Origin of the sequence: Nocardia carnea (assembly GCF_029869215.1) — a bacterium.
In the GTDB taxonomy this organism is placed as follows: domain Bacteria; phylum Actinomycetota; class Actinomycetes; order Mycobacteriales; family Mycobacteriaceae; genus Nocardia; species Nocardia carnea_B.
In genome coordinates this window covers 1-18,989 of the sequence record NZ_JARWPM010000088.1, presented here as the reverse complement: position 1 = coordinate 18,989, position 18,989 = coordinate 1, and the positions used below count along the sequence as shown (strand labels likewise).

Here is an 18,989-nt window from a genome sequence, read left to right as displayed (position 1 = left end):
GTTCTTCGCGGTGCCCCGGTTCGCCGCGGAGCGGGCGCGCGGCGCCCGGCGCCCCCCGCCCCCCCCCCCGCGCCGGAAGGGAAGACCCACCCCCCCACCCCACCCCCCCCCCCCCCCCCCCCCCCCCCGCGCCGCGCCCCCCCCGCGGCCCGACCCGCGTCGATTCATCGCATTCCCTCCCCGACAACGTCTCCCGGCACGCCGGCCGCCGGAACCGGCGTCGGCACAGCCTGGGTGCCCTCTCCGCTCTGCGCCGGGTTCGCACCGGCCGCCGCGGCATCGGGAACCCCGGCGGGTGCCGGCACGGCCTCGCCCCCGACCGGCGCCGAACTCCCTGCGGCGTCGGCCCCCGCGACCGGAGCACCGGCGGGTGCGGGTGCGGGCGTGGTGGTTTCGTTGCCGGGAACATCCGGGGCTGCCCCGGTTTCCGGCGCGGGCGCGACATCGGCGGGCGCCTGGCCGGGCACGGGCTCGCCGGGTACCGGCGCGGGTTGCGGCTGTCCCGGGGTGCCTCCCGGCGACGCGAGCACACTGCCCGATACGGTGTCGCCGTCCCGGGCCGGTGGCGTGCCCTCACCGGATTGTGCCGGACCCGTATCACCGGGCCGCGGGGCCGGTGGAGTGGTGGGCACCGGGACTACCCGCTCCCCCGGATCCGCACCGCCACGCGGGCCGGTCCGCGGCGGCGGGTTCAGCGGCGGCGCGGCCGGGCCCTGCGCCGGAGCCGGTTCGCCGATCACCGTAACGGTGCCGTCCGGGGCGACGACCAACCGCGCCGGGTCGTCGGCGGGGATCATGCCGAGTTCCCGCGCCCGGGTGGCGAGTTCGGGGGCGGAATCGGCCGTAGCCACCTCCCGCTGCAACGCGGCGCGCTCGTCGGCGAGCACCCGATTGGCTTCGCGGGCGTCGCTGAGCTGATAGCTGTCCTCGGCGGCGCGGGTGGTCAGCACCAGGGTGAGCGCGAGACCGCAGCCGAACATGGCCAGGATCGCGGCGACGAACGGCACCCGTCCGGTCAGCTCGGTACCGGCCGGCGCGGCGGGCGCCCCGGCGCGTTGCCGGCGCCGCTCATACGCGCGTTGCGCCGCACCGGATTACCCCCGCTCGGCGTCGTCCCCCCGCCTAGCGGGTCGCCGGGTTGCGGTGGTCCGCCGCGCCGGCCGCCCGGCTTCCGTCCGTGTTCCCACACTCATAGACACCCCCGTATCGGTGTGATGGCCCGCGATCCGCGGGCCGCTGTGCCGCGTCCCGGAAAGCCCGGCCGCCGCGTCGATGCCGGGACCCACCGGCATCCGTTCCTGCGATACCCCGGTACCGCACACAACCTGTCGTACCCGAAATCTCCTTCGGTAACAATCGAATTCGGGTGTACTCGCTCGGACGAGACGGCCCAGTCACTCGTCGCCACACACCGGTTCGTCCCCTGCCCGAAGGGTATGGCCGGGACCCGGCCGCCAATCCCTTTGCCGCCGTGGAGCAGAAGACCTTCCATCTCCGCGCCCGGCCTGCTCGTGCTGTGCAGAGCAGCCACGAACGCGGGTACTCCATGGTGACGCTGCGCCACCACTTCCGGAGCCGGCGCGCTCGTACCGTGACGGTCGGACATGAGCAAGTGCACTACGTGATGACGCAGCGCTACCGCTTCCGGGTCCGATCCGCTCTTGCCGTGACGATCAGGCACGAGCGGGGGCCCTGCGTGGTGACGCTGCGCTACCGCTTCCATGCCTGGTCCACTCATGCCGGCTCCTGCGCGATCTTCTCCGCGGCCCGCATCCGTACCGGCGCCGCGCGCGGGTTCTCCTCGATTTCTTCGGCGCTCGCCTGCTCGGCACCGCGGGTCAGGATGCGGAACAGCGGGCCCATACCGGGCAGTTCGACCGGAAGGTCCACCGGGGTACGAGATTTCGCCCGTTCCGCCAGTTCGTGTTTGACCACCCGGTCTTCGAGCGACTGGTACGACATGACCACGATCCGGCCACCCGGAACCAGAGCGTCCAGCGCCGCCGGCAGGGCGGCACGCAGCGATTCCAGTTCGGCGTTCACCTCCACCCGCAGCGCCTGGAAGGTGCGTTTGGCCGGATGCCCGCCGGTGCGCCGGGCGGCCGCGGGAATGGTGTCGTAGAGCAGGCTCACCAATTCGGCACTGGTGCGGAACGGCTGCCGCGCCCGCCGGCGGACGACCTCGGCCGCGATCCGGCTCGCGAAACGTTCCTCGCCATAGGTTTTCAGTACCCGGGCGAGTTCGCCGTGACTGTAGGTGTTGAGGATATCGGCGGCGGTGGGTCCGGTGGTCGGATCCATTCGCATATCCAGCGGGGCGTCCACCGAATACGCGAAACCCCGGTCGGCCTCGTCCAATTGCATGGAGGAGACACCGAGATCCATCAGCAGGCCGTGCACCGATCCGGTGGCCGGCAGGGCCGCCCGGCGCAGCGCGTCCGCGATCCCGTCGTAACGGGTGTGGACCAGCGTGATCCGGCCCTCGAAGGGGCGTAAGCGCTCGGCGGCGTGCGCGAGCGCGTCGGTATCGCGGTCCAGCCCTACCAGGCGCAGATCCGGATGGGTGCGCAGGAAGTATTCGGCGTGGCCGCCGAGGCCCAGGGTGGCGTCGAGATATACGGCCCCCGGCCGGTCCAGTACCGGGTCGAGCAATTGCGCGGCGCGAGTGAGCAGAACAGGGATATGTCGTGTGCCGTGCTGCTCACGGTTCACCTGACCTCCCGGATGTGTGCCTCGCTGGGAAATGACCGGCTACGGGCCGACCCGGACCGCGGTGCCCGGCGGGGATACCGGGCACGAGCGGTACGGAAATTGCGTGAGATGCGGCGCCGCCACCCGAGCGGGGCGGCCACAGCGTATGCGACAGAAGGAATTCGGTGGCGCTACGAATGCCGCGGGGTCTCTGACCGAAGCGGCACCTGGCGTCGGGGAAGTACGTCAGGGTCCGCAATCGGGCAGAGGCCGCGTGGCACTCGCCGCGGGCTAGAAAATTCCGCCCAGTGCCTCGTCTCTCGCTTGTGCGTAGTCCTCCTCGTGTTCGGCGAGGTAGGTCTCCCACGCCTGCTTGTCCCAAATCTCCAGGAAGTCGACCGAACCGATGACCGTACAGTCACGGGTGAGGTTGGCGTACCGGCGATGTTCGGCCGACAGCACGATCCGGCCCTGGGTGTCCAGCCGCTGCTCGTCGGTTCCCGCCGCCAGTGCCCGGACGAAAGCCCGCGCCTGCGGATTGCTCCGGGAAGCCGAAGCAGCTCGCCGGGCGAGCGCCGTGAACTCTTCCTTCGGATAGACGGCCAGGCTGTGGTCCTGTCCTTTGGTGACCATCAACCCTCCCGCCAGATCGTCTCGAAACTTCGCGGGCAACGTGAGTCGCCCCTTGTCGTCCAGCCGAGGTGTGTAGGTACCGAGAAACAACCCCGATACCTCCTACTGGACCACCTCGAATGGTGTTGGCCGGATATACCGGCCGAGCGCCTTCCGGCCTCTCCTGTAGTGCGCGCTCCACATTACCCCACTTTCCCCCACTTTCAATCGAAACACGGGGTGATGTGGCTCCCCGCTCCCCCGATTTCGCAGGTCATGCCAGCTATCACCGGTCAGGTGAACTTTTCGCGCGTTCTGCCTCCCTGCGCGCGCCCGCACGCGGCGTGTCCCGCCGCTCCCGTCAACTTCCAGCAAACCCCCTGTTCACGCGCCGCGAGAGCGACGATGGGGCAAGGTGGGGGACCTTGGTGGGGAGACGTGGGGGATCCGGGTGGGGAGAGGCGGCGGGCCCGGCGAGAAGGGCTCGAGACCCGGGTGAGGCGACGCCGAAAGCGCGCGGCCGGCTATGCGCGAGTCCGGCCCGCGGCACGGAACCGGCCGGCGCGTGGTGACCCGACGGGCATACGCGGACAGCGATGCCGCACCGGAATACCGGTGCGGCATCGCTGGAAAAACGACGAGCTCGCCGCGGGGGCGGCTAGTCCTGTTCGAACCTTCTACGGAAGCGATCTTCCATCCGCTCGGTGAACCCGCCGGACCGGCGCTGCCGGCTCCGGCCACCGGCTCGGGACGACGATCCCGATTCGGCCGGTGGGTCGTTCGGGGAACCACCGCCCCGGCCTGCCGGTCCACCCTTGCCGCCGCCGAGCAGGAGCAGAACTCCCGCACCGAACATCACGATGAAACCGACCAGACTGATGATCGGGAAACCGCCGGGCCGCACCGGAAGCGCGATACCGGCGACGAGCAGGACGAGCCCGAGTACGAACAAGGCCGCCGCCTGGAGTCTGCGGCGACTCGAGGCAGTACGGAAACGTCCACCGCGGACGGACGACGCGAACTTCGGATCCTCAGCATAGAGAGCGCTCTCGATCTGTTCGAGCATGCGCTGCTCGTGCTCGGAGAGTGGCACGGTACCTCCCCCGGCACTAGGTCGTGGCTGTCGCCTCCGGGTAGGCGACAGATAACCCCTTGGCGGCTATCTGTCATCAATGATACGAGTTCCCCCAGAGCCGTACCACCATATGGGTACAGCAGAACGAAGTTCGTAACCGCGATGAGGCCGGGAGCGGCCGAACTCCGTGGTCGGCCCGTTGCGCGGACAGATGCGGCGCGGCCGGGGCCGGGGTGTCCCACCCGGACCGCTACCGCGGCGCCTCGGTGCCGTCGCCGGCCGCTCGCAACCGTGCCTCGGGCGCGATCAGATCCTCGACATCGTGCAGGAACGCCCCGACCCGCGCGGAGAACTCGTCGGCGCGGGCCTCGTCGATCTCCCGGGGCAGGCCGGCCTCCAGCGCGGCCCGGGTGGCCGAATGCCCGCTGAAATAGTCCGCCCACATCACGAATTCGGGTGCGGCGCGCTGCAGCATCACCCACGCGTTACGCGAGCGTGCCCGCGGCGCGGTATCGGCGCCGGTGAGTGCCAGCACCGCCCCGGCCCCGCGCAGCGCGGCCAGATAGGCGACGCGGAACCGCTCGCGCGGATCGCTCTCCCCCGCTGCCTCCATCAGCAGTCCGTCGGCGCGTTGCAACAGCATCCCCGCCCGGCCCGGTTGACCCGGGCGAACATTTCGATCCGCCATGGCCGTCCCTCCGTGATCTCCCCCGTCGTACCCCGCGGCGGCCGGCCGGTATGGCAGGCTGATCGTGCACCGCGAAGGCCGAACAGGTATTCGAACGTGTGGCTCGAGCTTGAATATAGAGACGACCACCGACAGGTTCGGCCGCCGGAAACGCCCAGCTCCGCCAGACCGACCGCGAAGGAAGCCCACCGATACCGCAATGACCGCCGTCAAACCCAACCAGCTCCCCGCCCCGGTCGTCGTCGACCTCTCGGTGCCCGCGCTGCGGGCCCGGCTGCACGACGCGCTGGCGGTGTATGTCGCGGCGATGGACTACCCCCGCGGTACCGAGCACCATCGCGCCCCGATGTGGACCGAGCACACCCACCGGGCGGGCTGGCAGGCCGTCGCGGCGGTGGTCCCCGAGCACAACGGCGGTTTCGACCTGCGCAGGTCGCCGCTGGTCGCGATCGCCTACGGCTACCGCGGCGGACCGCATCAGTGGTGGCAGCAGCAGGTGCATGCGGGGATGCGCCGGGCCGGCTGGCCGGAACCGGCGACCCAGGGCTTGCTCGGCGACTATTTCGAACTCACCGAACTGCACGTCCATCCCAGTGCGCAGGGTCGCGGCATCGGCGCCACGCTGCTGCGGAAGCTGCTGCAGGACCGCCCCGAACGCGCCGTGCTGCTCTCCACCCCCGAGGTGTCGGAGGAGGACAACCGCGCCTGGCGGCTGTACCGGCGGATGGGCTTCCAGGACGTATTGCGCGATTTCGTCTTCGCCGGGGACAGCCGCCGCTTCGGGATCCTCGGCCGGACGCTGCCCCTGACATGAGCGTGGTGATCGTCGGCGCCGGCCACAACGCGCTGGTCGCGGCCTGTTATCTGGCACGGGAAGGCCGGCGGGTGCGAGTGCTCGAGCGCGATACCGTGCTGGGCGGCGCCGTATCGACCGTGCCGCGGTTCCCGGGGCATCGGGTGGATCGTGGCTCGTCGGCACATCTGATGATCCGGCACACCGGGATCATCGAGGAGCTGGAGCTGCACCGGTTCGGGCTGCGCTATCTCGACTGCGATCCCTGGGCCTTCGTCCCCGCCCGCCCGGACAGCGATTCCGTGCCGATCGTCTTCCGGCGCGACCTCGAGCGCACCTGCGCGTCGATCGCCGCCGCCTGCGGTGAACGCGACGCGGCGGCCTATCGCCGTTTCGTCGCGGAATGGGAACCACGCGCCCGGCGCGTCATGCGCTCGTTCGGTGGTACCCCGGCCCCGGGCCGGCTGGTGCGTTCGTTCTGGGGTCTCGACGCCCGCGCCGGCGGGAGCGCGCTGTCGCGCGAATTCCTGCAGTCCGGTGACGCGCTACTGGATACCTGGTTCGACGACGAACGGCTGAAGGCGGCGCTGGCCTGGTTCGGCGCGCAATCGGGTCCGCCCATGTCGGGACCGGGCACCGCGCCGATGGTGGGGTTCGCCGCGCTCATGCACACCCTGCCGCCGGGCCGGGCCGTGGGCGGTAGCGGCGCACTCACCGAAGCGCTGGTGGCGCGTCTGCGTGCCGACGGGGCTGAGATCGTGGCCGGAGATCCGGTCACCGCGCTCACCCGGCGCGGCGACGGCTGGCGGGTGCGCACCGGCGCCGGGCTGGAGTACGACGCCGAGACGGTGATCGCCGGGACCCATATCCTCACCACGTTCGATGTGCTGCGTGCCGGTGGTTTCGATCCGGCGGTGCTGGACGGGTGGCGGCGCCGGATCCGCGTCGGTCCCGGTATCGGCATGGTGGTGCGGGCGGCGACCAGCGCGCTGCCGCGGTACCCGGGAGCGACGGCGGACGAGTCCGCGACCGGTCTGCAACTGCTGGTGCACGACCGCGCGCAACTGCGTATCGCGCACGGTCACGCGCTCGGCGGGCGGCTGCCACCGCGGCCGGTGGTGCTGGGTATGAGTTTCAGCGCATTGGACCCGACCATCGCACCGCCCGGACAGCATCAGCTCTCGCTGTGGTCGCAATGGCATCCCTACCGCCTCGCCGACGGCAGCGCGTGGCCGGACCATTCCGAAGGCGAGGCCGACCGGATCGTCGGCGAACTGGACCGATATGCGCCCGGCGCCGCCGCGACGGTGTTGCGCCGCCATATCCAGACCCCGATCGATCTGGAAACCGAGCTGGGTTTGCGCGGCGGCAATGTCATGCACGTGGAGATGAGCCTGGACCAGATGCTGCTGTGGCGGCCGCTGCCCGAGCTGTCCGGGCATCGAGTGCCCGGGGCGCCGGGGCTGTATCTCACCGGTGCCTCCACCCATCCGGGCGGCGGAGTGTCCGGTGCGAGCGGCCGTACCGCAGCACAGCTGGTTCTGCGCGACGCCCGGCGGCGGCGGTGGCTGCGCCGGTGACAGCCGCCGGCCGGTGGATCCGGGCGGCCGGCCCACGGGAATTGATACCGGTGAGCATGCTGCTCCTGCTCATCGCGACCCAGATCGCCTATCCACTGACCACCGGCGCCGCCCGGGACCGGGTGACGGTGGCGGTGGTACTCCTGTCGGCCGGTACCGCGCTGGTACACGCGGCATTCACCCGCGGGCCGCGCTACGCCGCGGGTTTCGGGGTGATCGTGTCCGGTATCGGCTTATGCGCCGAAGCGGTGGGGACGGCCACCGGGATACCGTTCGGCGCCTACGACTACGCCGTCGGGCGGCTCGGCCCGGCGCTGTTCGAGGTGCCGCTGGTGGTACCGCTGGCCTGGACCGGCGGGGTGTACCCGATCTGGGTGGTCGCCGGGATGCTGTGCCGGGCGCCGGTACTACGGATCGTCGCCACGGCGGCCGGTGCGGTGGGCTGGGATCTGTTCCTCGACCCGCAGATGGTGACCGACGGCCAATGGCGCTGGGCCGATACCGATTCGGGCCTGCCCGGGCTCGTGACGATCCCGTGGACCAACTATCTCGGCTGGTTCGTGGTGGCCGGCCTGATCGCCGTCGCGCTGACCGCCTGGGAGCGGACCGCCCCGCCCACCGGGGAGACCGGGGTGCCGGTGGCGATGTTCCTGTGGACCTGGCTGGGTTCGGCGCTGGCACACGCGGTGTTCCTCGGCCTGCCGTACTCGGCGGTCTACGGCGGGATCGGCCTCGCTGTGCTCGGTGTTCCGCTGCTGGTCCGGCTCGCCGCACCGGGCGCCGGACGGGGTGCGGCGCGCGACGACGAGGCGGCCGGGCCCGTCGCATAGCGTGGGTGAGTTGCGGCCTGGCACCATGTCATCCGTGCCTTCGAGTCCCGTTACCACCGCACCCGGCTCCCCGGTCCCTGTTCTGCGCGCGCGCCGCCTCCGGGCGCGGGTGACGGCAGCCCTCGTCCTGGCCGCCCTGCTGGTGCCCGCACTGGCCGGCTGCCTGCGGGTACAGGCGTCGATGGGGGTGTCGTCCAACGACCGGGTGTCGGGCCGGATCGTGGCCGCGGTGATCCCGGAGAACAGCGAGGACAAGGGTCCGCAGTTCACGGCGCCGGAGGCGCTGGCCACCAAGGTGCGGATCGAACCGTACAACCAGGACGGCTACGCCGGCAGCGAGATCTACTTCGACGATCTGAACTTCGGTGAGGTCGAACAGCTCGCCCAGCTCTCCGACCAGGCGCAGGGCCTGTTCGAACTGAAATTCCAGCGCAACGGGGATCTGGTGAGCCTCAACGGCCGCGTCGATCTGGAGACCCTGGCCCCGCACGGCTCGGATGTGCAGCTGAGCGTGGCGTTCCCGGCCCGGGTCGCCAAGACCAACGGCACCCGCGAGGGCGATTCGGTGGTGTCCTGGAAACTGCCCGCCGGTGAGGTGAGCACGGTGCGTGCCGAGGTCGGCTACGCCGATCCGAACACCCGCTCGTTCGCCGGCTGGGCGGGTATCGTCGGCGGGATCACGCTGGCCGTGGCCGCCGTCGTCGCCGCCCTGGCCTTCCTCGACCGCAATCCGCCCGCTCCGGGCGCCCCCGCCGGCTTCTCGCTGCGCCGCTGGTGGGACCAGGTCAAGAACGACGCATGAACCCGGCAGCGTGGTGCGGCCGGTTCACCTTCCGCACGCCGCCCGGCATCGTCCGAGCCGGACCGGGTCTCGGTCCGGCCGTGCCTCCCGGAACACCACGCTCGGCCGCGCGGGCCGGGCTGCGGAACCGGTGCCACTGGTCCGGGCGGTCGGCATCGTCTGCTGCGCCCCCCGCCCCGGCATCGTCCGCGGCGTACCTCGCCCCCGTACCGAGCCCGGCGGCCGGCGCCCCGGCCACGTCCGCTGTGTCCCTCGTCCCCATGCCGAGCCCGGCAGCCGGCGCCCCGGGCCGCTCCGCGCCGGCCCGCCTCCCCGCCTCGTCCGCGACGATCTCCCGCCGGGATCTGTCGCCGCGGCTGTACGCATACCGAGTTCGGCCGTGACATGTCGTCCGCCGGGCTCCGCCGGGCCGGTCGGCAGGCTGGGCAGCGCCGCGCCGGTCCGGGAGGATCCTGGGCCCGTCTACCGGCTGTGCCTTCGGGCGGTGGCCGCGGGGGCCGCAATCGCCTGCGGCTGCGCGGGGCTGACGGTATGGAACCGGAAAACGATGCCGCGGCTCGCCGGCCCGGGGGCACCGGTCGCCGAGGCGGTGACCGTCTGTGTGCCCGCCCGCGACGAAGCCGACCGGCTCCCCGCGCTGATCGCGGATCTGCGCGCCCAGACCGGTATCGCCCGGCTGCGCATACTCGTTCTCGACGACGATTCCGCCGACGATACGGCCGAGCGGGCGGCGCGGGCGATCGACGGCGACCCCCGCTGCACCCTGGTGCGCGGCACCGCCGAGCCACCGCCGGGCTGGACCGGAAAGGCCGCGGCGTGCCGGGTGCTGGCCGGCACCGCCGAACACCTCGCTCGGAGCTCCGGCCCGGCGGACGGGGTCCTGATCTTCCTGGACGCCGATATCCGGCTCGCCCCGGGCGCCCTCGCCGCGGCGGTCGCGGAGCTGCGCGACCGGGCGGTCGCGCTGGTATCGCCGTGGCCGGAGCAGCAGGCGGGCACGGTCGCCGAACGGCTGATACAGCCGCTGCTGTGCTGGTCGTGGGCGTCCACCCTGCCGGTGCGGTCCGCCGATCGCACCACTCTGACCTCGACAGTGGTCGCGTGCGGGCAGTTCCTGGTGTTCGACGCCGCCGCCTACCGGGCGATCGGCGGGCATGCGGCGGTCGCCGGGAGCGCCACCGAGGACCTGGATATCGCCCGGGCGCTGCGCCGCGCCGGATACCGCACCGCGCTGGTGGCGGCGGGCCCGTTCGCCCGTACCCGGATGTACCGGGACGGGCGCGAACTCGGGGCCGGGTACCGCCGCTGGCTGTGGTCCGCCTACGGCGGTTCGGTGGCCGGCGGGCTCGCGGTGGGGATGGTGGCCGGATGGGCGTATTGGCTGCCACCGCTGGCCGCCGCGCTGGGTCGCGGCCCGCTCCGCCGGTGGGGGCTGCTCGGCTACGGTGCCGCGGTGGCCGGACGGCTGGCGGCGCGCGGCCTGGAAACCGGCCGGCCACCCGGGCGGGGCGATCTGGCCGCCGCGGTTTCCCACCCAGCGGGCGTGGCCGGCTACTTCTTCCTATGGGCCCGGTCACACCGCGACCGCCGCCGCAACGCTCTCACCTGGAAAGGACGCCCACTGGGCGCCTGATAAGAGCTGGACTCTCGCTGATTCTTGGTCTTGTGCCGGTACCGGCCGAGTCCGATGATGAATCGGCCCGGACCGAATCGGCGGGCAACAGGCCCTTCCGGCCCGGGTTCGAGGAGGCTCGTATGACCATCGCCGTCCACCGCACTACCGAGACCGACTGGGCGCACTGGCATACCCGCTGCTCGGCGCGGCTGCTCGATCCGCGGCACCGGCCCGACCCGATCGTGCGGTACTCGCTCGGCGAGGCACCCGAACAACTGCCGGATGTTCCGGGCACCTGGTGGGTGGTCGACGGACGGGTCTTCGTCGCGGCCAAACCGGGCGACCGGCTCGACCACGAAGGACACCGGATCGCCGGGATCGAGATCCTCGATCCGCTCGAAGGCGGCCCGGGAATCCTCCTGCGACACGACGACCGCGCCCTGGAAGTTGTGCGGCAGAACGGACAGACCGCGATCCGCGTCTACGAACCGGGGCGCACCTCATGAGTCCCACAGTGCCGGAGCACACGGCAGACTCCGGCGGCACCGCAGTGCCGCCGGACGGACGCCCGGTCGAGTGAAGTCCACGGCCCCTCTCACCGGCCGGCGGAGCTCTTCGGCAGGTGGCGAAGTATTCGACTCACAGGGTGGTTCCGCCGGATCCCGGACCGCGAAGTGTTGGCGACGGGTGCCGGGGCGCGTGATGGCCACCCGGCGGGATCAGGCGCTCAGCGGCGCGGCCGTCACCCCGTAGCCGAGGTTGGTGAGGACCTCGCTGGTGGCCTTGGCGAAGTTCAGGGTGATGAAATGCAGGCAGGGCGCGCCCTCGGCGATCAGCCGCTCCCCCATTTCGGTGGCGATCTCGATCCCGGCGGCGCGGACGGCGGCGCGATCCTCTTCCTGGCCCGAACCCGCGGCGCGGCGCAACCGGTCGATCACCCGATCCGGGAGCGGCCGGCCGCACAATTGCTCGGCGCGTTCCACGGTGCGCAGCGAGGTGATCGGCATCAGCTCGGGAATGATCGGTTTGGCGCCCTCGACGGGGTCCAGCGCGACGATCCGGTCGCGCAACCGCAGATAGTCGTCGACGTCGAAGAACATCTGGGTGATCGAATATTCCGCGCCCGCACGCAGTTTCGCCGCCAGGAAGGCGGTATCACAGTCCAGGTCGGGCGAGCGGTGATGCCCCTGGGGGAACGACGCCACCCCGACGTGGAAATCACCGAGATCGCGCACGATCCGCACCAGTTGCTCGGCGTACTCCACCCCGTCGGGATGTTTGTGCCATTCGCCGAGCGGATCGCCGGGCGGGTCGCCGCGCAGGACAAGGATATTGCTGATTCCGGAGTCGGCGTAGGCGCCGACGATGGAGCGCAGTTCGGCCACGCTGTGCCCGACCGCGGTGAGATGGCCGACCGGCAGCAGAGTGGTCTCCTGGGCGAGCTGCCCGGTGACCCGGACGGTGCGGTCGCGGGTGCTGCCGCCGGCGCCGTAGGTCATCGAGACGAACGCCGGATGCATCCGCTCGAAGGTGCGCACCGCGCGCCACAACCGCTGTTCACCGGCCTCGTCACGCGGCGGGGAGAACTCCACCGAGAACGGTACGGCGCCCTCGGCGTGCCGCCGCAGGCTCTGCACGACCGAAGGCGTCGCGGAGACGTCCGGTGACGTGGAGGACGGCCGGCCAGGGGTCGGGAGTCCCCGCGCGTTGTCGAAAGTCACCGGCCCAGTCTAAAGCCGTAGCCGAATACGGACGCCCGGCCGTTCCCTCGCCGGGCGCCACCCGGTCCGGGCCGGAGTGCTCCCCCGCGTATTCTGTGCCCATCGAGCATGAGCGGGACGCCGGTGACCGGTCCGCACGACGACGCGGACGCCGCGCCGTGGGCGAGGTATCACGTGACCGCATCCGGTTCCGGGCCGCTCATACCCCGATCGAGGTCCCGCCGCCGCGGCGGGTGACCATGGGGCGCCCCCTGGTTGCCCGCGCACCGGTCCGGCGTGGCCGGTGAACCGACGAGCTGGGAGGTCATCCTGTCCGCAGGAACCGGTACTCCGATACGGCCCGGGCCGGCCTCGGCCGTACCCGGCACAGCGGCCTTCGCGACGGCCGTAGAACAGGCGCTGACCGGCTATTTCGCCACTCGCGCCGAAGCCGTCACCGAACTCGGCCCGGTGTTCATCGATGCGGTCGGGGCGCTGGAATCGTTCGTCCTGCGCGGCGGTAAACGTACCCGCCCCGGTTTCGCCTGGATGGGCTGGCTCGGCGCCGGCGGCGACCCGGCGGGGCCGCAGGCCGGCGCGGTACTGCAGGCCTGCGCCGCGCTCGAACTGGTGCAGGCGTGCGCGCTGATCCACGACGACATCATCGACAGTTCCCGCACCCGGCGCCGCTTCCCCACCGTGCACGTCGACTTCGAGCAGCGCCATCACTATCAGGGCTGGTCCGGCGATTCGGCCCACTACGGCGAATCGGTGGCGATCCTGCTCGGTGATCTGGCGCTGGCCTGGGCCGACGATATGGTGCACGGCAGCGGGCTGGATCCGGCGGCACTGGCCCGGTTCGCGCCGGTCTGGGCCGGGATGCGCACCGAGGTGCTGGGCGGCCAGCTGCTCGATGTGCACGGTGAGGCGAGCGGCGACGAATCGGTGGCCGCGGCGCTGCGGATCAACCGGTACAAGACCGCGGCCTATACGGTCGAGCGCCCGCTGCATCTGGGCGCGGCGCTCGCCGGCGCCGATCCCGGCCTGATCACCGCCTACCGCACCTACGGCACCGATATCGGGATCGCGTTCCAGTTGCGCGACGATCTGCTCGGGGTGTTCGGGAATCCGGAGGTCACCGGTAAACCGTCGGGTGACGATCTGCGCGAGGGTAAACGCACCGTGCTGGTCGCCGAGGCGCTGCAGCGGGCCGCCGAGCTGGACCCCGCCGCCGGCGACCGGCTGCGCGCCGGAATCGGCACCGACCTCTCCGAGGAACAGGTGGGCGAACTCCGTGACCTGCTGGTCGCCCTGGGTGCGGTCGACGCCGTGGAAGCCCGGATCGCCGCCCTCACCGACCAGGGCCTCACCGCCATCGAAGCCAGTTCCGCCACCCCGGAGGCCAAACAACACCTGAAAGCCATGGCCGTGGCCGCCACCCGGCGCGCGGCATGAGCGGGTCAGGCCTGGAGGCGGTAGCGCAGCGTCACCACGCAAGGCCGCCGCACATGCCCCATCGACACAGCATGAGCGGGTCAGGCCTGGAGGCGGTAGCGCGGGTGGGGAGAGTATGAGGTCGGTTCCGGGCCCCGTGGACAACGTTGTCGTGGTCGGCGCGGGGTTGTCCGGTCTGTCGGCGGCGTTGTATCTCACCGGTGCGGGTTGTTCGGTCACGGTGGTGGAGCGTGCCGATCATCCCGGCGGGCGGGTGGGGCGCTACCGGTTCGGCGATTACGAGATCGATTCGGGGGCAACCGTTCTCACCCTGCCGGAGCTCGTGGACGACGCGCTGGCCGCCGTCGGCCTCGATACCGATACCGCGGTGCCACCGTTGCGGATCCGGCCGCTGGCGCCGGCGTATCACGCCCGGTTCGCCGACGGCTCCGATCTGCGGGTCTTCTCCGACGCCGATCGGATGAGCACGGAGGTTGCGCGGGCCTGCGGATCCGACGAGGCCGCACGGTATCGGCGGCTGCGCGACTGGCTGGGCCGCGTGTACCACGCCGAATACGACGAATTCCTGGCGGCGAACTTCGATTCGCCGCTGGATCTGGTCCGGCTCCCGGGCAAACGCGCGGCCCTGCTGAACCTGATACGGCTCGGCGCTTTCAGGCGACTCGGCCGGCGGGTCTCCAGGACCTTGCGCGATCCGCGGCTGAGCCGGCTGTTCACCTTCCAGGCCCTGTACGCCGGGATGGCGCCCGCCCAGGCGCTGGGCGTCTACGGCGCAATTCCTTATATGGATACCGGCCTGGGCGTCTATTTCCCCGAGGGCGGTATGCGGGCGGTCGCCGATACGCTCGCCGGCGCGTTGACGGCCGCGGGCGGGCGGCTCGAACTCGGCACCGAGGTCACCGGGATCGACTACCACCCGGGCCGCGGGCCACGCCGCGCGCGACAGGTGGTCCTGGCCGGTGGCCGGACCCTGCCCTGTGACGCCGTGGTGCTCACCGCCGACCTCGGAGCGCTGAACCGATTCGGTCTGCGGCCCCGTCGCGGGCTGCGGGCCTCCCCGTCGGCGGTCGTCGCGCACGGGGTCGTACCGGCGGCGGTCGCCGAACAGTGGCCGGTGCAGGCACATCACACCATCGATTTCGGCGCCGCCTGGGCGCAGACCTTCCGGGAGATCACGGCCCGCCACGGTGGCCGCCCGATGAGCGATCCCTCGTTGCTGCTGACCCGTCCCGCGCTCAGCGATCCCGGCCTGTACCTCGACCGCGACGGAGTGCGCTGGGAGCCGTTCTCGCTGCTGGCACCGTGCCCGAACCTGGATTCGGCGCCGCTGGACTGGGCCCGCCTGGGCCCGGCCTACCTGCGCGAACTGCTGGCGGTGCTGGAGCGGCGCGGATATCACGGCATAACGCGGGAATTCCGGGTCGACCGTCTCGACACGCCCGCGACGTGGCGGGATCAGGGCATGATCGCCGGAACCCCGTTCTCGGCGGCGCATCTGTTCCGCCAGACCGGCCCGTTCCGGCCGCGGAACTTCCCCCGCGGCAGCGCGAACGTGGTCCTGGCCGGTTGCGGAACCACCCCGGGGGTCGGTGTGCCGACGGCACTGCTGTCCGGAAAACTCGCGGCCCAACGCATTGTGGGCGAGAATCGCGGGGTCCGGACGCGCGCCCGGACCACCGTCCGGCAGTCTCCTGCGAAGGAAGCCGTAAACTGAGCGCCGACCTATTCGCCCGCGGTTGCGACCGCCGACCATTTGGGGGGACCGACACCTGATGCCAGCCCCCCATACGCACACCACCACCGCCGTTCAGCTCGCCGGTACCGGCGCCCCCGCGACGGCCCCGCCGGCGCCGGCTCGTACGGTCGGCCGAGCCGGTTTCGCGCCCGGCTTCTTGGGCTGGGTGCGGTTCTGCGCCGATTTCCTGCGCAGCCCGGAGGGGCATGCGGCGCTGCTCGGTTTCTTCGGCGCGGTCATGATCACCTTCGGCGGGTTCGGGGCCGGCAGTGTCCGCAAACGCGATCCACTCCTCGAAGCTGTGCACCTGTCCTGGCTGCGGTTCGGGCACGGGTACGCGCTGTCGATGATCTGCGTGTGGGTGGGCGTGCTGATGATGGTGGCCGCCTGGGTCCGGCTGGGCCGTATCACGCTGGGTTTCGGCGGGCACTCCGGCGAGGTCCGCCTCAACGAGTTACGCGCGATCGTCGGTATCTGGATCACCCCGCTGATGTTCGCGGTGCCGATGTTCAGCCGCGACGCCTACTCCTACCTCGCCCAGGGTGCGCTGCTGCGCGACGGTTTCGACCCCTACCAGGTGGGTCCCGTCGCCAATCCCGGTGTGCTGCTCGACAATGTGAGCACCGTCTGGACCACCACCACCGCCCCCTACGGCCCGGTGTTCCTCCTGATGGGCCGGGCTATCACCGCGGTCACCGGGGACAGCGTGGTGGCGGGCACCATCGCGCTGCGGTTCGTGATGTTGCCGGGCCTGGTACTGATGATGTGGGCGGTGCCGTATCTGACCAAACATCTCGGCGGCAAGCCCACGGTCGCGCTGTGGCTGGCCGTGCTCAATCCGCTGGTGCTGATCCATCTGATCGGCGGCGTGCACAACGAGATGCTGATGGTGGGCCTGATGTGCGCGGGGATCGCGCTGGTGCTGGAACGTCATCATGTGGCGGGAATCGTGGTGGTGGCGATCGGCGTCGCGATCAAGGCCACGGCCGGGGTGGCGCTGCCGTTCCTGGTGTGGATCTGGATGCTGCACGAACGCGACCGCCGCGCCGAGGACGGCCAGCGGGCGGCGCTCGCGACGAGCAGCCGGGAATTCCTGGCACACCACTGGAAGATGTTCGCAAAGATCGCCTCGCTCGGGCTGGCGGTGTTCGCGGTGGTGTTCGCGGCGGCCTCGGCGATCGCTGGAGTCGGGATCGGCTGGCTCACCGCGCTGTCGGGGTCGCAGAAGATCATCAACTGGTTGTCGCTGCCGACGATCCTGGCGCATATCACCACCTGGATCACACCCTTCGAACTCGGCTCGATCCTCGAGGTCACCCGCCTGCTGTGCATGGTCGCGCTGCTGGGCCTGCTGGTATGGACCTGGTGGCGGTTCAAACTCACCGAACGTGATGCGGTGCTGGGGATTCTGATCGCCTTCGTCGCGATCGTCATCCTGTCCCCGGCCGCACTGCCCTGGTACTACTCGTGGCCGCTGGCGCTGGCCGCCGGTTTCGCCCTGTCGACCACCACCCTGATGACGCTGGTCGGTGTGTGCACCTGGTTGATGCTGGTGTTCCAGCCCGACGGTTCGATCGGCCTCTACAACTTCTGGCATGTGGCGGCCGCCACCTTCGCCTCTGTCGTCGCCGCGCTCTCGCTGCGCACGGTCGACCCGCTGCGCCTGCGCGGCACCCCCCGGCAGATCACAACGCCCGCGGTCACCACCGGACCGTGAACGCCGAGCACGGTCGTACGATCGCCGGCGGACTCGATCCCGGCTCCGCCGGGCAGTCCGACAACACACCGGCAGCTCCCGCCCCGACGGCCCGCGACGACACGGCCGGCACCGGTGCCGGCCGTGCGCAATCGGCCGATATCGCAGCGCACGGGTGGGCCGCGGACCACGATGTCCGCGCGCGGACTCGCGAATTCCCGGCCCCCGGCGCCGCCATTGCCTACCGCACCACTGATCCCGCACCCCTGCGCCGGGCATACGACCGGTGCCGCCGCACGGCCGCGATTCACGGGCGCACCTATTACCTCGCAACCCGGCTACTGTCTGCCGAGCAGCGTCCCGCCGTGCATGCGCTCTACGCCTTCGCCCGGATGGTGGACGATATTGTCGACGCCACGGCACCCACACCGAACCCCGCGAGGATGCTGGACTCCGTCGAGTTCGCGCTACGCACCTCATGGTCACAGCCCACCGCGACTCCGCTCGGCTCTGCTCCGTCCGACGCGACCCCGCCGCTCGGCCGTCCGTCCGGCGCGAGCCCACAGCCCGGCTCCACCCCGTCCCGCACGACCACAACACCTGACGCGCCCCCGACCGACACTCTGCCCGCCGCAACCCCGGCACCCGGGCGATCCGACGGGACCTCACCGATCGACCTGCCGCCACCTGGCGCACTGCCGGACGGATTCGCCGAAATCGCCCTCGCCCTCACCGATACCGTCATCCGGTTCGCCATTGAACCCCGGCATTTCTGGAGCTTCCTCGACTCGATGCGGATGGACGCCCCCGATTCACCGCTGTACCGGAACCGCTATCCGACAATGGCCGCACTGAACGAATACATGCGTGGTTCGGCGGCGGCGATCGGCCTGCAGTTGCTACCCGTCCTCGGCACGGTGTGCCCGCGCGCCGCGGCCGAACCCGCGGCCGCGGACCTGGGCAATGCCTTCCAGCTCACCAATTTCCTGCGCGATATCGGTGACGACCTCGACCGCGGCCGCATCTACCTACCCGCCGACGAACTCACAGCGTTCGGCGTCGACGAGGCACTGCTGACACACTGCCACCGCACCCGCCGTACCGATCCGCGGGTGCGCCGCGCCCTCGCACACCTCATCGCCGTCAACCGCGACCTCTACCGCCGCGCTCGTCCGGGTATCGACCTGCTCCACCCGCGCGTCCGCCCAGGTATCCGCACCGCGGCCACCCTGTACGCCGCGATCCTGGACCGTATCGAAGACAACGACTACGCCGTGTTCGCCCAGCGCGCCGTGGTGCCGACCCCTCGCCGGCTCCGACTCGCCGCCGCCGCAGCGCTGCCGAGGTAGAGCCGACCGGCCACACGCGCCGGCCGAGGCAACGTCGCCCGCCCCCGCACCGACCAACCACGGCGGCGCCGAGTCCAGCGAGGCCCTGGGAGGGTTCGGCCCCCCTTGGTCTCTGCGTTCAGCCCCCCGGTACACGCGGCTGCGCCGCATTCTCTCGCGGGGCTGAACCCAGGGACGGGCCGCACCCTCCCAGGGCCGCGCTGGACTCGGCGCCGCCGGGGGTGGTCGGTGCCGGGGTTCGCCGGTCTGTCCGCCGCCGACGACACCCGAGCCACGCCGGCGGCAGGGTCCGGCGAGGTGCGGCCGATCTCCCTGGCCGATCGCCGGCGCCGGCGTATCGCCGCCACGCTCGCCGCCGCCGCGGTGAT

Annotated in this window: 16 protein-coding genes; 10 read left to right on the top strand and 6 right to left on the bottom strand. The window is 71.4% G+C overall.

Annotation, left to right across the window (positions count from 1 at the left end; all coding sequences use genetic code 11):
• Positions 1-164: 164 nt before the first annotated feature.
• From QH276_RS04880 to QH276_RS04860, 5 genes are all read right to left on the bottom strand, one after another.
• Entirely contained in the window at positions 165-1,007 is an 843-nt protein-coding gene (locus tag QH276_RS04880) for a hypothetical protein (protein WP_280406639.1), read from the bottom strand.
• Between the two features lie 727 nt (positions 1,008-1,734).
• A complete protein-coding gene (rsmH, locus tag QH276_RS04875; protein WP_280399475.1) occupies positions 1,735-2,712 on the bottom strand; it encodes a 16S rRNA (cytosine(1402)-N(4))-methyltransferase RsmH in 978 nt (325 codons plus the stop codon).
• 270 nt (positions 2,713-2,982) lie between these two features.
• Entirely contained in the window at positions 2,983-3,414 is a 432-nt protein-coding gene (gene mraZ, locus QH276_RS04870; protein ID WP_280399476.1) for a division/cell wall cluster transcriptional repressor MraZ, read from the bottom strand.
• Positions 3,415-3,961: 547 nt separating this feature from the next.
• Positions 3,962-4,396, bottom strand: coding sequence for a DUF3040 domain-containing protein (locus QH276_RS04865; RefSeq protein WP_280399368.1), 435 nt, complete (start codon positions 4,394-4,396; stop codon positions 3,962-3,964).
• Between the two features lie 232 nt (positions 4,397-4,628).
• Entirely contained in the window at positions 4,629-5,066 is a 438-nt protein-coding gene (locus tag QH276_RS04860) for an SAV_6107 family HEPN domain-containing protein (RefSeq protein WP_280399369.1), read from the bottom strand.
• Between the two features lie 199 nt (positions 5,067-5,265).
• On the opposite strand from QH276_RS04860, the gene QH276_RS04855 reads away from it, so the two are divergent.
• The 6 genes from QH276_RS04855 (at position 5,266) to QH276_RS04830 (ending at position 11,192) form a co-directional block, all read left to right on the top strand.
• Positions 5,266-5,880: a GNAT family N-acetyltransferase gene (locus QH276_RS04855; RefSeq protein WP_280399370.1), complete on the top strand. Its 615-nt coding sequence runs from the start codon at positions 5,266-5,268 to the stop codon at positions 5,878-5,880.
• On the top strand, positions 5,877-7,439 hold the full coding sequence (locus tag QH276_RS04850; RefSeq protein ID WP_280399371.1) for a phytoene desaturase family protein: 1,563 nt from the start codon (positions 5,877-5,879) through the stop codon (positions 7,437-7,439). The genes QH276_RS04855 and QH276_RS04850 overlap by 4 nt, the downstream gene beginning before the upstream one ends.
• Positions 7,440-7,495: 56 nt before the next feature.
• Positions 7,496-8,269 carry a carotenoid biosynthesis protein gene (locus QH276_RS04845; protein ID WP_280399377.1) on the top strand — a complete coding sequence of 258 codons (774 nt, stop codon included), beginning with the start codon at positions 7,496-7,498 and terminating at the stop codon, positions 8,267-8,269.
• Positions 8,270-8,294: 25 nt separating this feature from the next.
• Positions 8,295-9,071: an LppM family (lipo)protein gene (locus QH276_RS04840; protein WP_432278643.1), complete on the top strand. Its 777-nt coding sequence runs from the start codon at positions 8,295-8,297 to the stop codon at positions 9,069-9,071.
• A 547-nt stretch (positions 9,072-9,618) separates the two neighbouring features.
• Positions 9,619-10,704 (top strand): glycosyltransferase, encoded by a 1,086-nt coding sequence (locus tag QH276_RS04835; RefSeq protein WP_280399373.1) that lies wholly within the window; start codon positions 9,619-9,621, stop codon positions 10,702-10,704.
• Positions 10,705-10,826: 122 nt separating this feature from the next.
• A complete protein-coding gene (locus QH276_RS04830) occupies positions 10,827-11,192 on the top strand; it encodes a hypothetical protein (RefSeq protein WP_280399374.1) in 366 nt (121 codons plus the stop codon).
• Positions 11,193-11,405: 213 nt separating this feature from the next.
• On the opposite strand, the gene QH276_RS04825 is transcribed toward QH276_RS04830, so the two are convergent.
• Entirely contained in the window at positions 11,406-12,407 is a 1,002-nt protein-coding gene (locus QH276_RS04825; protein ID WP_432278644.1) for a methylenetetrahydrofolate reductase, read from the bottom strand.
• A gap of 276 nt (positions 12,408-12,683) precedes the next feature.
• Between QH276_RS04825 and QH276_RS04820 the strand changes: the two genes are divergently transcribed.
• The 4 genes from QH276_RS04820 to QH276_RS04805 all read left to right on the top strand — a co-directional run bounded on the left by QH276_RS04820 (position 12,684) and on the right by QH276_RS04805 (position 18,621).
• Positions 12,684-13,841: a polyprenyl synthetase family protein gene (locus tag QH276_RS04820; protein ID WP_432278645.1), complete on the top strand. Its 1,158-nt coding sequence runs from the start codon at positions 12,684-12,686 to the stop codon at positions 13,839-13,841.
• 115 nt (positions 13,842-13,956) lie between these two features.
• A complete protein-coding gene (gene crtI / locus QH276_RS04815) occupies positions 13,957-15,555 on the top strand; it encodes a phytoene desaturase family protein (protein ID WP_280399375.1) in 1,599 nt (532 codons plus the stop codon).
• 58 nt (positions 15,556-15,613) lie between these two features.
• Positions 15,614-17,293, top strand: a complete 1,680-nt coding sequence (locus QH276_RS04810) for an alpha-(1->6)-mannopyranosyltransferase A (protein ID WP_280399376.1) — start codon at positions 15,614-15,616, stop codon at positions 17,291-17,293.
• Between the two features lie 215 nt (positions 17,294-17,508).
• Positions 17,509-18,621, top strand: coding sequence for a phytoene/squalene synthase family protein (locus tag QH276_RS04805; protein ID WP_280399380.1), 1,113 nt, complete (start codon positions 17,509-17,511; stop codon positions 18,619-18,621).
• Positions 18,622-18,989 lie beyond the last annotated feature (368 nt).

Excerpts from the sequence above, each read along its gene's own strand:
- QH276_RS04860 (WP_280399369.1), bottom strand. The coding sequence starts at position 5,066 with ATGGCGGATCGAAATGTTCGCCCGGGTCAACCGGGCCGGGCGGGGATG.
- QH276_RS04855 (WP_280399370.1), top strand. The coding sequence starts at position 5,266 with ATGACCGCCGTCAAACCCAACCAGCTCCCCGCCCCGGTCGTCGTCGAC.
- QH276_RS04850 (WP_280399371.1), top strand. The coding sequence starts at position 5,877 with ATGAGCGTGGTGATCGTCGGCGCCGGCCACAACGCGCTGGTCGCGGCC.
- QH276_RS04845 (WP_280399377.1), top strand. The coding sequence starts at position 7,496 with ATGCTGCTCCTGCTCATCGCGACCCAGATCGCCTATCCACTGACCACC.
- QH276_RS04840 (WP_432278643.1), top strand. The coding sequence starts at position 8,295 with ATGTCATCCGTGCCTTCGAGTCCCGTTACCACCGCACCCGGCTCCCCG.
- QH276_RS04835 (WP_280399373.1), top strand. The coding sequence starts at position 9,619 with ATGCCGCGGCTCGCCGGCCCGGGGGCACCGGTCGCCGAGGCGGTGACC.
- QH276_RS04830 (WP_280399374.1), top strand. The coding sequence starts at position 10,827 with ATGACCATCGCCGTCCACCGCACTACCGAGACCGACTGGGCGCACTGG.
- crtI (WP_280399375.1), top strand. The coding sequence starts at position 13,957 with ATGAGGTCGGTTCCGGGCCCCGTGGACAACGTTGTCGTGGTCGGCGCG.
- QH276_RS04810 (WP_280399376.1), top strand. The coding sequence starts at position 15,614 with ATGCCAGCCCCCCATACGCACACCACCACCGCCGTTCAGCTCGCCGGT.